The sequence below is a fragment of the Enterococcus sp. AZ141 genome, assembly GCF_051714385.1.
Taxonomy (GTDB): Bacteria; Bacillota; Bacilli; order Lactobacillales; family Enterococcaceae; genus Enterococcus_D; species Enterococcus_D entomosocium.
Map to the genome: position 1 here is coordinate 1635750 of NZ_JBIORT010000001.1, position 20218 is coordinate 1655967.

At 43.3% G+C, this 20218-nt stretch carries 19 protein-coding genes; 13 read left to right on the plus strand and 6 right to left on the minus strand.

Annotation, left to right across the window (positions count from 1 at the left end; translation table 11 throughout):
* The first annotated feature begins 156 nt into the window (after positions 1 to 156).
* Positions 157 to 2025, plus strand: a complete 1869-nt coding sequence (locus IGI89_RS07680) for an acyltransferase family protein (protein WP_005233891.1) — start codon at positions 157 to 159, stop codon at positions 2023 to 2025.
* A gap of 78 nt (positions 2026 to 2103) precedes the next feature.
* Here IGI89_RS07680 and dhaL read toward each other — a convergent pair whose 3' ends face one another.
* The 4 genes from dhaL to IGI89_RS07700 form a co-directional block, all read right to left on the minus strand.
* Positions 2104 to 2709, minus strand: a complete 606-nt coding sequence (gene dhaL, locus IGI89_RS07685) for a dihydroxyacetone kinase subunit DhaL (protein WP_005233893.1) — start codon at positions 2707 to 2709, stop codon at positions 2104 to 2106.
* Between the two features lie 14 nt (positions 2710 to 2723).
* Positions 2724 to 3707: a dihydroxyacetone kinase subunit DhaK gene (gene dhaK / locus IGI89_RS07690; RefSeq protein ID WP_087664599.1), complete on the minus strand. Its 984-nt coding sequence runs from the start codon at positions 3705 to 3707 to the stop codon at positions 2724 to 2726.
* Positions 3704 to 4108 carry a dihydroxyacetone kinase phosphoryl donor subunit DhaM gene (dhaM, locus tag IGI89_RS07695; RefSeq protein WP_005228160.1) on the minus strand — a complete coding sequence of 135 codons (405 nt, stop codon included), beginning with the start codon at positions 4106 to 4108 and terminating at the stop codon, positions 3704 to 3706. Before dhaM ends, dhaK begins: the two co-directional genes overlap by 4 nt.
* Before the next feature lie 204 nt (positions 4109 to 4312).
* Positions 4313 to 6637, minus strand: a complete 2325-nt coding sequence (locus IGI89_RS07700; RefSeq protein WP_042890651.1) for an HAD-IC family P-type ATPase — start codon at positions 6635 to 6637, stop codon at positions 4313 to 4315.
* Between the two features lie 259 nt (positions 6638 to 6896).
* Here IGI89_RS07700 and queG point away from each other — a divergent pair, with 259 nt between their 5' ends.
* Complete coding sequence (gene queG, locus IGI89_RS07705) at positions 6897 to 8072, plus strand: tRNA epoxyqueuosine(34) reductase QueG (RefSeq protein ID WP_034872140.1); 1176 nt, start codon at positions 6897 to 6899, stop codon at positions 8070 to 8072.
* A 38-nt stretch (positions 8073 to 8110) separates the two neighbouring features.
* Here the strand turns inward: queG and IGI89_RS07710 are convergent, their stop codons facing one another.
* Positions 8111 to 8467 (minus strand): hypothetical protein, encoded by a 357-nt coding sequence (locus IGI89_RS07710; protein WP_008379558.1) that lies wholly within the window; start codon positions 8465 to 8467, stop codon positions 8111 to 8113.
* Between the two features lie 164 nt (positions 8468 to 8631).
* On the opposite strand from IGI89_RS07710, the gene IGI89_RS07715 reads away from it, so the two are divergent.
* The 6 genes from IGI89_RS07715 (at position 8632) to IGI89_RS07740 (ending at position 14025) form a co-directional block, all read left to right on the plus strand.
* Positions 8632 to 9507 carry an SPFH domain-containing protein gene (locus tag IGI89_RS07715; protein ID WP_008379560.1) on the plus strand — a complete coding sequence of 292 codons (876 nt, stop codon included), beginning with the start codon at positions 8632 to 8634 and terminating at the stop codon, positions 9505 to 9507.
* A 3-nt stretch (positions 9508 to 9510) separates the two neighbouring features.
* Positions 9511 to 10008 carry an LURP-one-related/scramblase family protein gene (locus IGI89_RS07720; protein ID WP_005233908.1) on the plus strand — a complete coding sequence of 166 codons (498 nt, stop codon included), beginning with the start codon at positions 9511 to 9513 and terminating at the stop codon, positions 10006 to 10008.
* Positions 10009 to 10027: 19 nt separating this feature from the next.
* Positions 10028 to 10900 carry a fructokinase ScrK gene (gene scrK / locus IGI89_RS07725; RefSeq protein ID WP_438735504.1) on the plus strand — a complete coding sequence of 291 codons (873 nt, stop codon included), beginning with the start codon at positions 10028 to 10030 and terminating at the stop codon, positions 10898 to 10900.
* A 100-nt stretch (positions 10901 to 11000) separates the two neighbouring features.
* Positions 11001 to 11750, plus strand: a complete 750-nt coding sequence (locus IGI89_RS07730; RefSeq protein ID WP_008379569.1) for an alpha/beta fold hydrolase — start codon at positions 11001 to 11003, stop codon at positions 11748 to 11750.
* Between the two features lie 107 nt (positions 11751 to 11857).
* Entirely contained in the window at positions 11858 to 12820 is a 963-nt protein-coding gene (gene trhO / locus IGI89_RS07735; RefSeq protein WP_438735505.1) for an oxygen-dependent tRNA uridine(34) hydroxylase TrhO, read from the plus strand.
* A gap of 266 nt (positions 12821 to 13086) precedes the next feature.
* Positions 13087 to 14025: a 2-dehydropantoate 2-reductase gene (locus IGI89_RS07740; protein ID WP_086316570.1), complete on the plus strand. Its 939-nt coding sequence runs from the start codon at positions 13087 to 13089 to the stop codon at positions 14023 to 14025.
* A 160-nt stretch (positions 14026 to 14185) separates the two neighbouring features.
* On the opposite strand, the gene IGI89_RS07745 is transcribed toward IGI89_RS07740, so the two are convergent.
* The gene (locus tag IGI89_RS07745; protein ID WP_008380325.1) at positions 14186 to 14935 is read right to left on the minus strand and encodes a MurR/RpiR family transcriptional regulator; all 750 of its coding nucleotides are present in this window, start codon (positions 14933 to 14935) and stop codon (positions 14186 to 14188) included.
* 154 nt (positions 14936 to 15089) lie between these two features.
* Here IGI89_RS07745 and pfkB point away from each other — a divergent pair, with 154 nt between their 5' ends.
* The 5 genes from pfkB to IGI89_RS07770 all read left to right on the plus strand — a co-directional run bounded on the left by pfkB (position 15090) and on the right by IGI89_RS07770 (position 20218).
* Positions 15090 to 16028, plus strand: coding sequence for a 1-phosphofructokinase (gene pfkB / locus IGI89_RS07750; RefSeq protein ID WP_008380326.1), 939 nt, complete (start codon positions 15090 to 15092; stop codon positions 16026 to 16028).
* Positions 16025 to 17431: a PTS fructose transporter subunit IIC gene (locus IGI89_RS07755; protein WP_016621854.1), complete on the plus strand. Its 1407-nt coding sequence runs from the start codon at positions 16025 to 16027 to the stop codon at positions 17429 to 17431. The genes pfkB and IGI89_RS07755 overlap by 4 nt, the downstream gene beginning before the upstream one ends.
* Positions 17428 to 17877 (plus strand): PTS sugar transporter subunit IIA, encoded by a 450-nt coding sequence (locus IGI89_RS07760; protein ID WP_061053293.1) that lies wholly within the window; start codon positions 17428 to 17430, stop codon positions 17875 to 17877. The genes IGI89_RS07755 and IGI89_RS07760 overlap by 4 nt, the downstream gene beginning before the upstream one ends.
* Positions 17878 to 17881: 4 nt before the next feature.
* Positions 17882 to 18859 carry a tagatose-bisphosphate aldolase gene (gene lacD, locus IGI89_RS07765; RefSeq protein WP_008380331.1) on the plus strand — a complete coding sequence of 326 codons (978 nt, stop codon included), beginning with the start codon at positions 17882 to 17884 and terminating at the stop codon, positions 18857 to 18859.
* Between the two features lie 558 nt (positions 18860 to 19417).
* The gene (locus IGI89_RS07770; protein WP_008380333.1) at positions 19418 to 20218 is read left to right on the plus strand and encodes an SDR family oxidoreductase; all 801 of its coding nucleotides are present in this window, start codon (positions 19418 to 19420) and stop codon (positions 20216 to 20218) included.

Here is a 20218-nt window from a genome sequence, read left to right on the forward strand (position 1 = left end):
TTTCGCCAAAAATTAATTTTTTTGAAATATAGCAGATGTTGCTAGCTTTATATGGGGGATTTCTGGTAAATTATGAGAGTATGGAATCAATAGCGTTCATGCTGAAATTGTTTTTTTATGAAACAATTGGATCAATTAGAGAAAAGTGGTTGAAAAATGAATAAACGTTTAAGCACAAGCCGCTATATTACCGGGTTTGACGGCATTCGAACCTTGGCAGTCATCGGCGTTATTTTATATCATTTACTACCTACTCATATGCGAGGCGGGTATTTAGGAGTTCCAGTATTCTTTGTCGTATCAGGTTATTTAATCACTGACTTGCTGAGGCAAGAATGGGATCAAAACGGCAAAATCAAAGTCAAAGATTTTTATATTCGGCGGATGAAACGGCTCTATCCAGGAATGGTGGTGATGCTGCTTATCTCAGCAGCGTATATCACTTTGTTCCAGCGAAACCTGCTGAATAATTTGCGCGGGGTTTTTGTTAGCTCGCTGCTGTATTACAACAACTGGTGGCAGATCAATCATGGGTTATCCTATTTTGATCGGTTCGGCAATGAATCCCCCTTTACCCATCTGTGGTCACTGGCTGTGGAGGGACAGAACTATCTGATTTGGCCTTTAGTGTTTATTTTGTTGATGAAAATCGGCAAGCAGAGGCATCGCGCCTTTAAATTTACTGCCGCAGTCACGATTTTATCGGCAATTCTGTTAGCGGTCCTTTACACACCAGGCGCTGATCCGACACGGGTCTATTATGGAACAGATACGCGGCTCTTTTCGATCTGGATGGGGAGTGCCTTAGCATTCATTTGGCCAAGTACCCACTTGAAGAAAGAGATACCGCAAAAAGCCAAACGGGTCTTAAATATCTCTGGTTTTGCTTCCTTGGCTGGTCTGATCGCAGCGTTCTTTTTCTTAGATGATCATTTGACCTTTGTCTATTATGGCGGCATGTTCTTGATCAGTATCCTATGTACGATTCTTGTGGCAGTCACCGCTCATCCCGGAGCCAGTTTGAATCGTGTATTGAGTAATCCGATTTTCAGTTATATCGGCAAGCGCAGTTATGGGATCTATTTGTATCAATTTCCAGTGATGATTTTTTACGAAGCAAAAGTGGGAAATATCGGTGAGAACGTGCTGATGCACACGTTAGTGGAACTATTCTTGATCTTGTTTATCAGTGAATTGTCCTATCGGTTTATCGAAAACCCAATGCGTAAATTCCAGTACAAAGATACATTCAGAACGGTCCGCGGTTGGTTCAGTAAACCAATTTTTAGTTGGAAAAAACCGTGGTTAGTGCCCAGCTTACTCATTACCCTCGTTGCTTTGTTTGGCGTCGTGACTGCACCGACGAATTATGTCGATGCCCAGCAGCAGCAGTTGAAAGACAACATTGCTGCCAATAAAAAAGCGGCAGAGCAATCGCAAAAGAATGCGAATGCTGAAGGAAATGAAGCGGATGATGAGGCAAACACGAGTGAAGATGAAAAAAATATCATGGAAAAGTATGATTTAACAGCAGCCCAAGTGAAAAAAGCGGAATCTCTTGAAATCACGGCTTTTGGTGATTCTGTGATGCTGGATGCAACGGCTGACTTGAAAGAAGTCTTTACCCAAGCGGTAGTTGATGGGGATGTTGGGCGCCAGCTGTATGCGAGCCCTGAATTGATCAAAGACTTGAAAGAAAAAAATCTTTTGCGGGATACCGTCCTTGTGGGGCTAGGGACGAATGGTTCCTTTACAGAAGCCCAATTTGACAGTTTTATGAACGAGATCGGTGATCGCAAAGTCTACTGGATCAATGTACGGGTACCGACACAGCGTTGGCAAAATGAAGTCAATCGGATGTTGGAGCGCATGGCGGAAAAATACGACAATATGACCTTGATCGATTGGTATGATTTGAGTAATGATCAAGAGTCCTGGTTCTATGAAGATCGGGTCCATCCAAATCCAGATGGCATGGATCAATACGTGAAGCTAGTTGCCCAAACGATTTTACAAGAGGAATAAACAAGAAAAAGACAAACCTTATGCAATCATAAGGTTTGTCTTTTGTCTTAAACGGTATTTTGTAAGAGCATCGTTTTTTTAATCCTTTTCTATCACCGTTAACAAAGACTCAAATAAAATCGCACTAGAAGCCGATCCGGGATCGATATGACCGATGGCACGTTCACCAACATAAGAGGCACGGCCTTTTTTAGCCACTAGTTCTTTGGTATGCTCTTTCGCTGCTTCGATCGTGTCTTTGGTCAATTCACCTTTTTTCAAGGCTTCTGCGACAGGTTGCCACACATCGACCATCGTTTTGTCTTCAAACTCAGCTTTTCCCCGCATTTTGATACCGGTCAAGCCTTCTTCAACGATCGTACCTAATTGTTCAAAGGAGTCGATTGTTTCTAGTTCCTTCGTTGCTTTGGTCATATTCATAAACGCCGAACCATAAAGGGGACCCGAAGCGCCGCCGACTTTTGAGATCATTGCCATCGAGAAGACTTTAAAGGTATCGCTGATCGTCGTTGGCTGTTGTTTGGCATAAGCTTCTTGATAAGCGGCTACGCCGCGTGCCATATTGTTGCCATGGTCACCGTCGCCGATCGGTGTATCTAAATCGCTTAAATAGGCCTTGTTTGCTTCGATTTCTTTCGTGAAGGTATCTAACCATGCTTGCACCGTTTCTGTTGTCAATTGCATCTCTATTCGCTCCTTTACCAGGCTATTGTTGTGACGGTTTCATTTAACGCATCGGTGTGATCCGTTTCGCTGAAGTCGATCAAGGTCAGTGAAAGTCCCTGCATATCGATGGAAGTCATGAAATTGCCGACTTTATGGAAGGAGACAGGGATGTCTTTTTCTGCGAGTAATTTCGCGACATCATTGGCAAAAACGAATAACTCCATTTGCGGCGTACCACCCATACCGTTGATCAAGACACCGACTTTTTCTGGGGTCTTTTCATAATCCGCCAAGATTTTTTCCACCAACTCTTTTGCTAGTTCACGTGAGGGTTTCAGTTTTTCTCGACGGTAACCAGGTTCGCCGTGGATACCCACGCCATACTCGATCTCATCATCGGCTAAGTCAAAACCTGGTTTCCCAACTTCAGGAACTGTTGCCGCTTTTAATGCGACCCCAATGGTTTTGATCGATGCAACCAAGGCATCGCCCAGTGTTTTTAATTCACTTAAGCTGGCACCACTACGTGCAGCTGCGCCTAAAATCTTGTGGACTAAAACCGTACCGGCAACTCCTCGTTTCCCAGCAGTATAGGTGCTATTTTCAACAGCGATATCATCATCAACGACCACGATCTCCGTTGTGATCTCTTCCATTTCTGCCATATCTTTGGCCATCTCAAAGTTCAAGATATCGCCAGTATAGTTTTTGACGATCAACAAGACGCCTTGTCCTTGATCAGAATCTTGGATAGCCGTCAAAATCTGGTCGGGGGTCGGGGAGGTGAAGACATCGCCTAAAACGGCGGCGCTAAGCATCCCATCACCGACAAAGCCAGCATGGGCCGGCTCATGTCCGCTCCCACCGCCAGAAACAAGACCGACTTGTTCTTTTTGATTATTCTTAGCGATCACCCGTGAGTCGGCGACTTGATGGACCAGTTCAGGATAACTGCCTACGATACCAGCCAACATTTCTTCTACGATCATTGAGGGATCATTAATGATTTTTTTCATGCTTCATGCCATCCTTTCTCGGCTGCTTTTTTTGCTTCTGCAACGATTTGCGCCAAATCATCACTAAAACCAGCGGTGATTGCTGCAGCAAAGGCACCTTCCACCAGCGGCGCGTCGATCAGGTGATAGCGTTCTTGTTGCTGAGGTTCCAGCATGTCGTAAGCAAGTTCGGCATTCAAAACGGCACTGCCTAGATCGGCAAAGACTAAGATCAGTTCAGCATCTGCGGATTCGTTGACGGCATCCACGATTTTCGTGGCGTCAGAACCCAGCTCTCCTTCTGCTGTCCCGCCTAAAGAATAGATCGTGACTGACTCGCCATCAGCCATTTCTTCGATCATCTGTTTTAATCCTTCGGTGAGTTGCTGACTGTGAGAAACGAGTAAAATACTTTTTTTCATCCAATTTCACCAACACTTTCTGATTAAATTTGGCTGTTTGACAAGGGGGTTGCCTTTTCCAAAGAAACACCGTCCTTGTTGAAACCGCCTACAGGTTCAGTATACCAAATTTCTTTCTTCTTGTATGGTTGCACCTATGGAGAGGACAAAAAAACAGCATCGTCTTTCTGGACAAAGCAAGAAAGAGCGATGCTGCAAAATCAATTAGGATTGTTTAACGAGCACTTTGGCTGAAAAGCGCTTCGTTAGGAAAGAAAGCCCCACGTACAGGCAGATGTTCAATGCCATCATGCCAAGGAAGTAAGGTAATGTTACGGCGGTCAAGAAACCGACTTCCAGCAATCCGTGGAAAAGCATTGCTGCGACATAGATCCCCACGGTAGTGGTAATCGCTAAGAACAATCGCAATGGATTTAATGGCAAGCAAGCGCGAATCACAGCGATACAGCTGATCCCGATCAACAAATAGTACAACAAGGTCGTCGTATCAAATTGCGACCAACCGTAATCGGTTTGTAAAAAGCGGATCGCAAAGTAATTGACTAACACCAACAAGGCATTTGGCAACGCATTGAGCAAGACTGTCGGCAAGTAACGACCTTTGATCGGTGCTTTGTTTTCTTCAAAGGAAAGGAAGAAAGATGGATAACCTTCAATTGCTAAGTCGATCAATGTGATTTGGATCGGCAAGAACGGAAAGGCGCTGGATGTCAGGATACAAACCAATGAGAGCAAGAAGCTGTAAATCGTCTTGATAAAGAAGATTCCCGACGCTTTGGTCACGTTATTGACGACGCGGCGTCCTTCAAATAAAACATCTGGCAACGTAGTAAAGTCAGAATCCAATAAGACAAAGTTAGCGATTTGACGAGCCGCACTGTCGCCAGCAGCCATTGCAATGCTGACGTCGGCTTCCCGTAGTGCCAACACATCGTTGACGCCATCACCCGTCATGGCAACGGTCCGTTGATTGGCTTTTAATTCTTGAACGAGTAGTTTCTTTTGTTCAGGAGTCACACGACCAAAGACCGTATAGCGTGTCGCAGCTTCTCGGACTTCTGCTTCGGTCGTTAAGGTAGAAAGATCGATGGCTTGATCGGCATTCGCTAGGCCTGCACGATGGGCGATCGCTGCGACAGCTATTGGATTATCGCCAGAGATCACTTTTAGATCGATGCCTTGATCCGCTAAGTAAGCCAAGGTTTCTTCTGCGTTTTGGCGGATGATATCGGATAAAATCAAGACAGCCACCGCTTGTGCGTTGGTTGGGTCAAAGGATGTTGGCGTTTTTGGATCAGTTTCTACGGCTAAAATCAACACCCGTAGACCAGCTTCTTGCGCTTCTATGACTTGCGGCAAGGCAGCAGAGCCGGCGACTTTTTCAGGTGCACCAAGATAGACATTTCCTAGATGTTCAAAAGCCACAGCACCCCATTTGCGCTGTGAAGAAAAGGCAGCGACGTCGATCGGCTGATGATCCGTTAGCTCAGGACAGCCTTGACGCAATGCTTGCATCGTCAAATTGTTATCCGTACTGGCTGCCAAATAATTCCCTAAGAGCATGTTAGGGTCGCTGTCGGCTTGGAGAGGAACGATCGATTCGAGAACCATATGGCCTTCCGTCAACGTCCCCGTCTTATCCAGACAAAGGGTATCGACATGCGCTAAGGTTTCAACGGCATACATGTCTTGGACCAAAATCCGTTTTTTTGCCAATTTAATGACACCTGTCGTCAAGGCGATACTGATCAGCAGGACAAGTCCTTTTGGTAACATTCCTAATAAGGCAGCGGCAGAAACGACGACGGATTCCTTGATCCCAGCATCTCGCATCATAAAGGCTTGGAAGAACAAAATCACCCCTAAAGGAACGATCACATAGCTGGTGAATTTGGATACACTACGGATCGAAGCAAGCAGCTCAGAGCGGATCGGTTTGTGGACCTTCGCCTCATTGCTTAGTTTCGCTGCGTAGTTTTCTGCACCGACATGAAGGACTGTTCCTGTCATTTCACCGCTGACGATGAAACTCCCTGAGAGTAAGGAAGCACCTGCTTCTTTGACAACCAGATCGGCTTCACCAGTCAGCATCGCTTCATTGACTTCGACTAGTCCAGAAAGCACCGTCATATCAGCGGGGATTTGGTCCCCAGCACCAAGAATAACTACGTCCTCTAAGACCAATTCTTTGGCTGAAATCTCATGGATTTGGGCATCTCGAATCACTCGTACCGTTTGCGGTGAAACAAGTGAGAGTTTTTTTACTAAATTACGCGCGTGCAATTCTTGGCTGATCCCAATGGTGATATTCACAAAAATAATCGCTAAGTAGAACATGTTGGAATAGGCGCCTACGGCAAATAAAAAAACGCCAATCAATAGATTGAGAAAATTGAATAATGTCAGTAAATTGTCTTTGATGATCGCAGCAGTTGATTTACTGGTTTTTGTTTCATAATCATTGTGCAACCCCTCTTGGGTTTTCTTGGCGACTTCTGCTGCAGTCAAGCCGGTGGGTAATTGAGTCATAAGCATCTCCATTTCATTTGTTCATTTCTTTCTAATTCCTTTATCTAGTCTAGCATTCGAAAAAGGCAATGCAATCGTTGCGAGGAAAATAACGATAAAATTAATTAAAATCTTAAACAATCAACACGTGTTCTTTTAAAGAAAGAAAAAAACGGGGGGAACAAACCGCACCATCGACTTTTTTCAGGTGCTTACGTATAATAGGGGAAGAGAAAAAGCCGAGAAGCAGATGCTTAGCGGACAAAAGAGGGTAGCGTGCATGTCTTTAAAAGAAAAAATTATTGCAGAAAGCAAGCGGCTTGGCATTGACAAGATCGGGTTTGCTTCAGCGGAGCCGTTTTTGGCATTGGAGCCTTCCTTGCGGGAACAAAAAGCCAAAGGTCATACGTCTGGTTTTGAGCATCCCGTGATCGAAGAGCGTATCTATCCTGAACGGACATTTGAAAATCCGCAAACGATCATTGCGATCGCTTTAGCTTATCCGACAAAAATCAAAGAGAAAGTCCCGCGGGATGAAAAACGCGGCATGTTTGCCCGTGCCTCGTGGGGCATCGATTACCATGATATTTTGCGAGAACGATTGGATCGCTTGATCGCCTTTATCAAAGAACAAGCGCAAACGATGGAAGAACAAGTCGAATGGCGTTTCGCACCGCAAGTCGATACAGGGGAATTGGTGGATGTGGCGGCAGCGCAGCGGGCGGGTCTTGGCTTTATCGGTCGTAATGGCTTGCTGATTACGGAAGAATTTGGTTCGTTTGTTTATCTAGGGGAGATCGTCACTAATATCTCTCTTGAACCAGATGAAGAAGTCCCGTTTGGTTGTGGTGATTGCATGCGTTGTGTGACGGCTTGCCCCACCAAAGCGTTATTGGGCGATGGTCGAATGAATGCCCAGCGCTGTTTGTCCTATCAAACCCAGACGAAGGGTATGATGCCAGAAGAGTACCGCAAAAAGATGCATAACGTGATTTACGGCTGCGATATTTGTCAGCTGGTCTGCCCTTATAATCGGGGGAAAGACTTCCATTTTCATCAAGAGATGGAGCCTGAAGTCGATACCGTTTATCCAAAACTGCAACCGATGCTGTCTTTATCAAACAAAGCCTTCAAGGCACAATTTGGCCATCTATCTGGCTCTTGGCGGGGGAAAAAACCGTTGCAGCGTAATGCCATCATCGCCTTAGCCAATGTAGGGGATCGCAGTGCCTTGCCAGCGATTTGGCGCTGTGCGACAGAAGACGTGCGCCCAGTGATTCGAGGAACGGCTTATTGGGCCATTGGCCAGTTGGGCGTCAAAGAACCAGAAATGTGGTTAGAGCGACTGCAACGGTGTGCAGAGTTAGAACCCGAAGAAGAGGCGCTACAAGAATTGCAGCCTGCCATCGAACGATTGCAAGCAGTCATTACCAAAAAGCAGGAAAAAGAGCTATAAAAAAGCAAAACGAGCCCGGGGCCGTTTTGCTTTTTTGTTTAATCTAGTACGTCATCACTTTCGACGATTTCTTCTGAATCCAGTTCAAAATCAGGTGCTGGATGCACACGTTCAGGCAGTTCCATTTCTAACTCGCCGTCTTCTGTATACTGATTGTCGGTATCGGCAACGTCAATTAAAATTTCTTCAGGAAGCTCTTGTTCTAGACGATAGCCTTCTGCATGACGCGCATCGAGTAATTCCAAAAGATGTTGCCACTCGTCTTTCGAGATCACTACAACGTCAATGCCGTCTTTGTTTTGTACCTCCACAACAGAGGAAAGATCGGTGCCGACCGTTTTAATGATCGATTCCAACGACCATTTACTCGTTTCTAAGTCAATTTTTTGTGCCATAAGAATTACTCCTTTTTGTGAAAAATTTTGTCCTACCTTAATTGTAACGGGAAAGTTGCAGAAAACAAAATAGCTTGATTGGGAATCGTCGCTGATATGCGCAAGAACATTTGCACAGCGGCTTTAACCAAGGTAAGATAAGAGCAAGAAGGGAAGGAATAAAAATGACAGAAAAACAGACATTTCATGTGAATGGGTATTTAGCACTGGTTGTGCTAATCGGGTTATTAGTTGGCGGCGGTTATTTGTTTTATCATGGGTTCGTAAATGAGAGCGTTCTCGAAATCGTTCTCAGTATTCTTTTATGGATCGTTTCGTTTCTTTTCCTTAGTTCGTTAACGATCGTACAACCCAACCAAGCCAAAGCGATCCTCTTTTTTGGGCAATATTTAGGAACCATTAAAGACAACGGCTTGTTTGTGACAACCCCATTAACCCAAAAAATCAATGTTTCATTGAAAGTCCGCAACTTTAACAGTTCGCTGTTGAAGGTCAATGATTCAGACGGAAACCCGATCGAGATCTCGGCAGTGGTGGTATTTAAAGTTGTAGATACCGCTAAAGCATTGTTTGATGTCGATTATTACCAAGACTTCATTGAGATCCAAAGTGAAACAGCGATTCGTCATATTGCGACGCAATACCCTTATGACACGTTCAATGACGATGATCTGACGTTGCGAGGCAATACAAGTGAAGTCTCGGAGGAGCTGGCAAAAGAATTGCAGGAACGATTAGCTGTTGCTGGGGTCGAAGTCATAGAGACCCGCTTAAATCACCTCGCGTATGCGACTGAGATCGCTAGTGCGATGCTGCAGCGCCAACAAGCTAAAGCAATTTTATCAGCACGGCAAATCATTGTTGAAGGAGCCGTCTCCATGACACAAATGGCGTTAGAACAAATCGAAGACGGACAGGACATCAATTTCACAGATGACCGCAAAGTCCAACTGATCAATAATTTATTGGTGTCGATCATTACCGATAAAGGCACGCAGCCGGTGATCAATACGGGCGATGTCAAAGAGAAAGGAGTGTAGCATTTGAAGAAACTTTACATCAAACAGAAGGTTTTCAGCATCGGCGAAAAATTTACCGTGACCGATGACTTACAAAACCCTCGCTATTATGTCGAAGGCAGTTTTTTTAAGATCCCGAAAAGTTTTACGATCTTCAATGAGCAGCAGCGACCGATCGCGGAGATCACCAAAAAAGTGTTCAGTTTATTACCAAAATTTTTTGTGGAAGTCCACGGCCAAGAAGCGATCGTTTTAGAAAAACATTTCACATTTTTTAAAGCCCGCTATTCCATCAGTGCAGAAGGCATCGATGTGGACGGCAATTGGTGGGATATGGATTTTGTGGTCAACCGCAACGGCAAGCGGATCGCAGAGATCCACAAAAAATGGATCTCTTGGGGCGATACCTATGAAGTCGTGATCTATGAAGAAGATCTAGATGACCTGATCATTGCATTAGTGGTAGCCATCGATCGCGTCAAAGCAGATGATGCCGCAGCATCAAGTTCAGCAAGTAGTTAGAAAAAAAGGAGCGATGTGCATGTTATACGGTTCGATTGAAGCAGGCGGCACAAAATTTGTGTGTGCCATTGGCGATGAAGAAATGACGATCAAGGAAAGAGTGAGCTTTCCGACAACGACACCTGAGGAAACAATGCCTTTAGTCATTGATTTCTTCAAACAATACCAAGCAGATTTAGCAGGGATTGGGATTGGCTCATTTGGGCCTATCGATATCCATCACGATTCTGCCACTTATGGGTACATTAACTCGACCCCGAAATTGGCATGGCAAAATTTTGATTTCATCGGTACCATGAAAAAAGAATTTCCGATCCCGATTTCTTGGACAACAGATGTCAATGCGGCTGCCTATGGTGAGTATGTCTTCGGCAGTGGCAAAGGATTGAGTAGTGTCGTTTACTACACGATCGGTACAGGTGTTGGCGGCGGGGCCTTACAAGAAGGGCGCTTTATCGAAGGCTTTAGTCATCCAGAAATGGGGCATATGCTGGTCGTCCCTCATCCAAAAGATGACTTTGCTGGCAGCTGTCCATTTCATGGCAACTGTTTAGAAGGGATGGCCGCTGGACCCGCCATCGAAAAACGCTTAGGGAAAAAAGGACAAGAGGTTGCAGAAGATGATCCTTATTGGGAAATCGAAGCCTCCTATATTGCTCAATGTGCCTACAATACAACTTTGATGTTTTCTCCAGATGTGATCATTTTTGGCGGTGGTGTGATGAAACAACGCCATATGCTGCAAAACGTCCATGACGCATTTGCAAAATTGGTCAATGGGTATGTCGAAACACCTGAGTTAAGCAAATATATCGTGACCCCAGCATTGGAAGACAACGCTGGAACGCTCGGTTGTTTGGCATTGGCTCGAGAAGCGGTCTTACATTCATAAACGAAAAAACGGATCATACTCTTCGGGTATGATCTTTTTTTACAGCGTATCAGTGGCGCTTTTGGCGACTTTTTGTATACTTAAGCTGAGGTGGAAAAGAATGAAATTAGCTGTTCGAAAAAGAAAAATCGGGAATATTCCGGTCTTAGAAGTCGTACCAGAAGAAATGATTTATGAACCGCTGCCATTGATTATTTACTATCATGGTTGGCAGACGAGCAAAGAATTAGTGTTGACACAAGGCAGAAAGTTGGCTAGAGAAGGTTTTCGGGTGGTCTTGCCAGATGCAGCCAATCATGGGGAGCGCAAGACCCAGCTATCGGAGATTCCTTCTTTAACTTTTTGGCAAAGTATCCAAACCAATCTATTTGAGTTTTCTTACTTAGTCGATTTTTTTGAAAATCTTGGTTTGGTCAACGGTCAGATCGCAGTTGGCGGTGTCTCCATGGGAGGGATGACCACGTGTGGTTTGTTATGCCAGCATCCAGAAATCACAGCGGCAGCTTGTATCATGGGTTCTCCTTCCATGTTGAAATACCGTGACCGCATCCAAATGCACGCCGGCGCTGCTGGGTTCTTTGTACCCGAGGATTATGGTCAGCTTTTAAGCTGGATGGATGCTTACGATCTGTCTTCTCAACCAGAGAAATTAGGACAGCGTCCCCTTTTATTTTGGCATGGTACCCAAGACGAGAAAATTCCTTATGCTGATGTGGAAGCCTTTGTGGCAGAAAATCCAGAAGCAAATCTGCAGTTTATCTCGCGAGAAGAACGCCATCTGGTGCGTGGAGAAACGATGGATCAAGTCACAGCTTTTTTCGTGGCAGAGCTCAATAAAACCAATCCATGACACTGTTTGCTCAAAGAAAAAGATTGTGTGAAAAGGTACAAGCATAAAACTCGTTTTTTGTCACGCGATAACCTATACTGTAGGGTGCAAAAAAAGGAGGAATTGGTTTGACATACCGCGTTTTATTATTTTATAAATATACAACAATTGAAGATCCGGAAAGCTTCGCCAAGGAGCATTTAGCATTTGGAAAAGAAATTGGCATCAAGGGCCGTATTTTAGTAGCCAATGAAGGGATCAATGGCACGCTTTCTGGAACGGTTGAAGCAACAAATCGCTATATGGAAAAAATGGAAGCTGATCCCCGTTTTAAAGGGATTTTTTATAAAATCGATGAAGTAGAAGAACATGCGTTTAAAAAGCTATTCGTTCGTCCGCGCAAAGAATTGGTTTCATTGAACCTGGAAGATGACATCGATCCATTAGAAATGACTGGAAAATATTTAGATCCTAAAGCGTTCAAAGAAGCTTTGTTAGATGAAGATACCGTGGTGATCGATGCCCGTAACGATTATGAATATGACTTAGGCCATTTCCGGGGAGCCGTTCGTCCCGATATCCGCAGCTTCCGTGAGTTGCCGCAATGGATCATCGATAATAAAGAAAAATTTATGGATAAAAAAGTCGTTACTTATTGTACTGGTGGTATCCGTTGTGAAAAATTCTCAGGCTGGTTGCTGCGAGAAGGCTTTGATGATGTGGCCCAACTTCATGGTGGTATCTTTGCTTATGGGAATGACCCAGAAGTTCAAGGCGAGCTTTGGGATGGCAAAATGTACGTCTTTGATGAACGCATTAGTGTGGAAATCAATCATGTGGATAAAAAAGTTATCGGTCGCGACTGGTTTGATGGCATACCTTGCGAGCGCTATGTAAACTGTGCCAACCCAGAATGCAATCGCCAATTTTTGACTTCTGAAGAAAATCAAGCTGCCCATTTAGGTGCCTGTAGCTATGATTGTGCCATCCACGAACACAACCGTTACGTGGAACAACATGGGATCACAGAAGCGGAAAAAGCTGAACGGCTAAAAAACTTTACAACAAACAATGAAACAGTCACTGCCTAAAACGACAACTGTTTCACAGGAAATAATTGAATAGAAGGGTCGCACGTGAGTCCGAAAACTGGTTTAGCTCAGTCAAGTTTTCAATCTTCCGTGCGACTTTTTTGAATGGACAAAATTGGAAACAACCGTTTTTTAATTATCTGAAAAATCTAACTATTCCAATTGTTCTTTTTTCTTTCCTATCGAGAAAAAACGCAAGGCTCTCGCATATTTCACGATTTTAGAGTAAACTATACCTAATTGTGGAAGAGGAAAGAGGAATTCAGATGAAAATTGTTATTGCTGGTGCAGGTGCTATGGGCAGCCGTTTTGCTATTATGCTAAAAAGAGGCGGAAATGACGTCACGTTGATCGACGGCTGGCCGGCGCATATCGAAGCGATCCGTGAACACGGATTACGAGCGAACTTAAACGGTGAAGAGATCGCAGTCCCTTTTTCGATCTATTCGCAAAATGAGATCCCAACGACTGTACAAGCAGACTTGATCCTGGTCTTTACTAAAGCGATGCAACTGGATCAAATGATGCAAACGATCAAACCGATGATCGGAGAGCAAACGAAAGTCTTATGCTTATTAAACGGGATCGGTCATGAGGACACGATTGAAAAATATGTCAGCACGGATAAAATCTTTTTAGGAAATACCATTTGGACGGCGGACTTGATTGGTCCTGGTAATGTTCGCTTGTTTGGGGATGGTTCTGTAGAACTGCAAAATATCGAACCGGGCAAAGAAGAAGATGCCCGTCAATTAGCGGCAGTCTTGGCTGATGCTGGGTTAAATGCGTCTTATTCTGAGAACATTCGCTACTCCATCTATCGCAAAGCCTGTGTCAACGGCACACTAAATGGTTTGTGTTCGATTTTAAATGTGAATATTGCCCAATTCGGACAAACCTCAACGGCGCGTGCGATGGTCCAAACGATTGTGGAAGAATTTGCGGCAGTTGCTACCCATGAATCTGTTCAACTGGATGTATCCGAAGTAGTCCACCATATTGAGGAAACCTATGATCCAGAAGGCATCGGAATGCACTATCCATCCATGTATCAAGATTTGATCAATAATCATCGCAAAACCGAGATCGATTATATCAATGGCGCAATCTCACGAAAAGGCCGCAAGTACCAAGTGCCAACGCCTTATTGTGACTTTTTGACTCAAATGATCCATGCCAAGGAAGATATTTTAGCAGCAGAGTAAACACTTCTGCGAAGGTAATAACTCTTAAAATCGCTAGCAGTCAGTAGCGATTTTAAGAGACTGCATCCAAATCATTCAGCAAAAAAGTCTTTTCGCTCGCTCATAGCAGAAACACTATGAGGGCGAAAAGACTTTTTTTATTGATTTCGAGTGAGTCTGCTTATTTTTTCTTGATGCGAATCGCATAAGAATCCAACAATATTCGAGCAATGACCGATAAGGGCAGTCGTGAGCGGACTTCATAATCAGGGAAAAAGGAAATTTCTGATTTGAAGCCAATCAAAGAAAGCTCGACTAATTCCAGCAAGCGGCTTTCTTTTGAGGCGGTGATCAAAAGCGATCCGATTTCTTTGTCGTAACAATTTTGAGCCGCGATGACTAATTCTTCGGTTTCCCCATTTAATGAAACAAAAATCACGGTATCTTCTTTGCGTAAACGCTTACTGATCGTAGTGATAATATTGGGATCAGTGTACAACTCACAATATTTATCCACCAGTTGAAATTTTGTCTTCATTTCTTCCCCAATCAATTCTGAAAAGCCCCGTGCAAAAATAACGATTCGTTTCGCGTTGTATATTTTTTGGATCGCATCTTCAATAGTGCCCGTATCCAGCATATTTAAGGTACGAATGACTTCTTGTTCATTTTTAATAATGGAGCGACGGATCTCTTCATCCACCATCTCCACGTTTGAAAAATTCAAGGTCATATTCGATTGCTCTTTTAAATGATGTTTAAAAGAGGTGTAGCCCTCATAGCCCTTTTTCTTCATGGTTCGGACGATCGTTGTCGTTGAAACATTTGCCAGTTCACTTAGTTTGATAATCGAAAGGCTCGGAATTTCTGAAAGGTTTTGCGTAATGTAATTCCATAAAAATAGTTCTGCTTCACTTAATTTGTTGTCCATCTTGCCACCTCTTATCGCTATTTTAGTGTGATTGTATCTGAAAATCAAATGGAATCAAACAAGATTGAAAATGTTTTCAACAGAATGGATCGTTTTAGAAAACATGTACATTCAGAAACAGTGCATACTTAAGGTACAGCAAGGAGGAACAATTATGGGAACGATTTACACATGCACGATGAATTTAGCGATTGACTTATTTATTGAAACAGAACAGCTTTTGCCTCAAGTTGTCAATCGTACACTAGATGATGATATCCAAGCCAATGGCAAAGGGGTGAACGTTTCTCTTATTTTGAAAATGCTAGGTATTCCCAGCACTGCTTTAGGATTTAGTGGTGGCTTTACAGGAAAATATATTGAAGATTTTTTAAGCGAAAAGCACATCAAGAACGATTTTGTAGCGGTTAATGGAATGACAAGGATCAATGTCTTTACACAAGTCAACGAAGAAAACAAAGAATATAAATTGGTCAATCAAGGACCAGCGATCAGTCCAGAAAATGTGGAACGATTGTTAGCAAAAATCAAGACTCTTGTTCCAGGTGATTTTCTCTGTGTTTCTGGGAGTTTGCCAAAAGGTGTTCAGCCGACGGTTTTGATTGAGATCAGTAAAATCTGTCAGGAACGAGAAGTCAAGCTGATTATTGATAGTAGTTATAAGGAAGTTCGGGAATGTTTGCAGTATCGTCCTTACTTAATCAAACCAAATGAAGAAGAGTTAGCGACACTATTTGATGTCGCCACGATCGCACCCGAAGATTATCAGAAATACGGTCAAATGTTAATTGCAGAAGGAGCGCAAAATGTGTTGCTGTCTTTAGGAAGTGAGGGGGGGATTTTTTTAAATGAAGCAACTTGTCTGATCGCTAATGCTCCAAAAGGCAAAGTGGTAAATACAGCCTGTGCGGGAGACAGCTTATTAGGGACCTTTATTGCTGGGATGGTTCGCAAGGAGAAGGTTTCTCATACATTGAAAAGAAGTATTGCAGCGGGAAGTTCAACTGCTTTTAAAAAGGGATTGACTGACTTTTTAGATATCCCTGAATTGGAAGCGCAAATACATGTTCATAGAAAGGAAGTCCATAAATGACAAAATTTCAGATAGTAGCTGCGACGGGATGTCCGACGGGGATCGCGCATACGTATATGGCACAAGAAGCATTAGAGCAAGCCGCTAAGAAGCGAGGCATTTCGATCAAAGTAGAGACTCATGGACAGATTGGGATAGAAAATGCATTGACTGCTAAAGAGATCGAAGCTGCCGACGCAGTCATTATCGCGGCTGATAAAGATGTTCAAGCCGAACGTTTTGCAGGCAAAAAAATCATTGATGTCCCGGTAGCTTCGGGCATTCGCAATGCGGATCAATTGATCGCTGATGCCTTAGAGGGTGCAGGGAAAATCAAACAGTCGAAGCAATCTGTTCCGACCGATAAAGAAGAAGTAGCCGTCAGTGGGATTGGACATACGATCTACAAAAACTTAATGAATGGTGTCTCTCATATGTTGCCGTTTGTGGTCAGTGGGGGAGTCTTGATTGCTATTTCATTTCTTTGGGGGATTTATTCGGCTGATCCAACTAACGCTCAGTACAACGAATTTGCTGCCCGACTCAATGGAATCGGTGGTTTTGCTATGAGTATGATGGTCCCGATCCTATCAGCATTTATTGCGGAGAGCATCGCGAAACGACCAGGACTAGTGGTTGGGTTTGTTGGGGGCTTGATCGCGGCAGACGGCGGCACTGGTTTCTTAGGTGGGATCGTTTCAGGTTTCTTAGCCGGTTATGTCGTGCTAGGTCTGATGAAGGCATTGATTCTTTTACCTAAATCATTAGATGGTTTGAAAGCAATTTTTCTTTATCCTGTTTTAGGAGTCTTGATTACAGGACTGATTATGGACTTTGTGTCAGGACCGATGGCAACAATCAACGAAGCAATGATGTCCTTCTTAGCTGGTTTCGAAAACTCTAGTCCCTTTGTATTAGGAATTATTGTTGGCTGTATGTGTGCATTCGATATGGGAGGACCAATCAATAAAGCAGCTTATGTAACAGGTACTGCTTTATTGGCACAAGGAAATACTAGTTTCATGGCAGGAGTTTCGGCAGCATGCATTGCCCCACCATTGATTACAGGTTTTGCCGTTTTATTCTTTGGGAAGTATTTTGATGCAAATGAAAAAAATGCTGGATTAGTCAATTTTATCTTAGGCTCAACACATATTACAGAAGGAGCGATTCCTTTTGCGGCAAAAGACCCGCTGAGAGTGTTACCGATCATGATGTTTGGTTCTTCGATTGCTGCTGTACTGACATATCTCTTCAAAGTGCAAGTGCCTGCACCTCATGGTGGCTTCCTGGTATTACCCGTTGTTACTCATGGTCTTTTATGGGTAAGTGCGATTTTGGCAGGATCGATCGCAGGTGGTTTGTTGCTAGGATTGGTTCAAAAAAGAAAAGTTGCCAAACAGAGAATGGACGTGAAAGCATGATTACGGAAGAATATATTTTTATCGATTCCCTCTTAAAGAATAAAGCAGAAGCTTTATCATTTCTAGCAAAAGAAAGTCGGAGACAAGGCGATGCTACGAATGCTTCAGAAGTGGAAGCAGCATTTATCCTTCGAGAAGAACAAGGCTCTACAGGCATGATGGATGGTTTTGCCATTCCTCATGCGAAGAGCAGTGTTATTAGACGACCATTTATTAGTGTAATCAAACTTAGAGAAGCAATCGATTGGGACAGTTTAGACGGACAAAAAATCCATACGATCATCGCTATGTTTATACCAGAGAATGAAGCTGGGAGTACCCACCTTACGATTTTATCTCAAGTGGCAAGGATGCTGATGAAAGAAGAGTTTAAAAAAGCGATCCAAACAACTACTTCTAAAACAGCTTTACTACAAGTAATGAATCAGTATCTAGAAGGGAATTGAAAAAATGACTACGACAATGAAGCAACCGATAGCAGTAACAAAACTTTGTAATTCAAAAGGAATCATCAGTGCCTTAGCGATCGATCAAAGAGGCGCATTAAAGAGGATGCTAAGTCAATATAAAAAAGAAGTGTCGGATGCAGCGATCGAGCAGTTTAAAACCATCGTCTCTGAAGAACTAACACCCTATGCATCGGCTATTTTATTAGATCCAGAATACGGACTTCCGGCAGCAAAAGAACGCGCTCAGCAAACTGGTCTATTGATGGCTTATGAAAAAACGGGGTATGACGCAACGACGCCTGGGAGACTCCCAGACTCGTTAAATTATTGGTCAGTCAAGAAGCTCAAAGAGGCAGGAGCAGATGCCTGTAAGTTTTTACTCTACTATGATGTAGACGAAAGCGATGCGATCAACGATCAGAAGAAAGCTTATATAGAACGAATCGGTTCTGAATGTCTGGCGGAAGGGCTGCCCTTTTTCTTAGAGCTAGTCTCCTATGATGCGACCATTTCGGATAACACATCGAAAGAATATGCAACGATCAAACCACATAAAGTCAATCAAATGATGAAGGTTTTTGCGGAGTCGCGCTATAACGTGGCTGTTTTGAAAGTAGAAGTTCCTGTCAATATGAAGTTTGTTGAAGGGTTCGGAAATGAAGTTGTCTATACACAAAAAGAGGCTGCAGCATTCTTTAAAGAACAAAGCCAAATGACTGCTTGTCCATTTATTTTTCTTAGCGGGGGCGTCAGTGCGGAGCTTTTTCAAGAAACCCTCCGTTTTGCCAAAGCAGCTGGTTCAACCTTCAATGGTGTATTATGCGGGCGAGCAACTTGGGCAGATGGTGTTAAGGTATTTGCCACTAAAGGAGAAGCTGCTGCAAGACAATGGATGCAAACAGACGGTAGAAAAAACATCGAAACATTGAATGAAGTGCTAATGGAAACAGCTTCTTCTTGTCAGGCAACAACTGAATGATTTCTTTCAATGGGAATATCTGAACTTGGGGAAATAAGGTGTCAACATATGCTGGCTTCCAGACGGTTAAACGGATATCTGAGATTGACTTTCGCCGAAGTCTTCATTTGAAAAAGTCAACGAGTTGGGTCATTCTTAAGGAGCGTACTAACCAATCTCCGCCTTTTTAATACACTCTAATTTCAATCGTTTCAATTAGCTTAGGGAATTTTCCTAAGCTTTTTTTGTGGAAGAAAAAGGTAGGAGTTTTTCTTTCTTTGACTGCTTGTTATTGGAGTAGCTTTGTTGTGGAAAAATCGAGAGCGATTAGTACACAAACCATCCTTTAAAAAAGAGTGGATGGCTCCATCTAAGGAGAAGATAGGATAGAATAGAAGTCGCTTCAACATGAATTCTTTCAGTTGCAAAATAAAATTACATTGTTTTTTTAGGCAAACGGTCTGAAGATTATTCAGTGAATTCGTACACTTTTTTTCCAGATCTTTGAAAAAATCCTGTCTTAATTATTATTGGTCAACGCTTATACTGAAAGCGTAATCAAATTGTAGGAGGGGACGTATGAAAGACTGGTTAAATATAGCTGGAAAAACCGTGATCGTAACAGGAGGTTCTTCAGGAATCGGAAAGAGGATTGTTGAAAGTTTATTAGAGCAAGGGGTGAATGTGGCAAATTTTGACCTTACAGAAGCTACCCAACAACATGACAATTTGTTGTTTGTTGAAACGGATATTTCAGTAAGGGAAGAGGTGGAGTCAGGTGTAGAAAAAGTCGTTGAGCGGTTTGGAACTGTCGATGGTTTAGTGAACAATGCAGGGATCAATATTCCACGTCTTTTAGTAGATAAGAAAGATCCTCATGGGAAATATGAATTATCAGATCCTATTTTTGACAAGATGAGTGCAATCAATCAAAAGGGCGTTTTCCTAATGACGCAAACAGTAGCCCGAGAATTGGTCAATAAAAAATCTGGAGTCATCATCAATATGTCATCAGAATCAGGGCTTGAAGGATCTGAAGGGCAAAGTGCATATGCTGCTACCAAAGCGGCACTCAATAGCTATACAAGATCATGGGCAAAAGAATTAGGAAAATCAAATGTTCGAGTGGTGGGTATTGCACCCGGCATCATGGAAGAAACAGGTTTGAGAACGCCTGCCTATGAGGAGGCATTGGCTTACACAAGAGGGACGACAGTTGAAAAACTGCGAGAAGGATACACAAAAACGAGTACAATTCCTCTAGGTCGGAGTGGCAAATTGACAGAAGTAGCTGACTTGGTCTGCTATTACCTGTCTGATCGATCCAGTTATATTACAGGAGTGACAACAAATGTAGCGGGAGGAAAAACTAGGGGATAG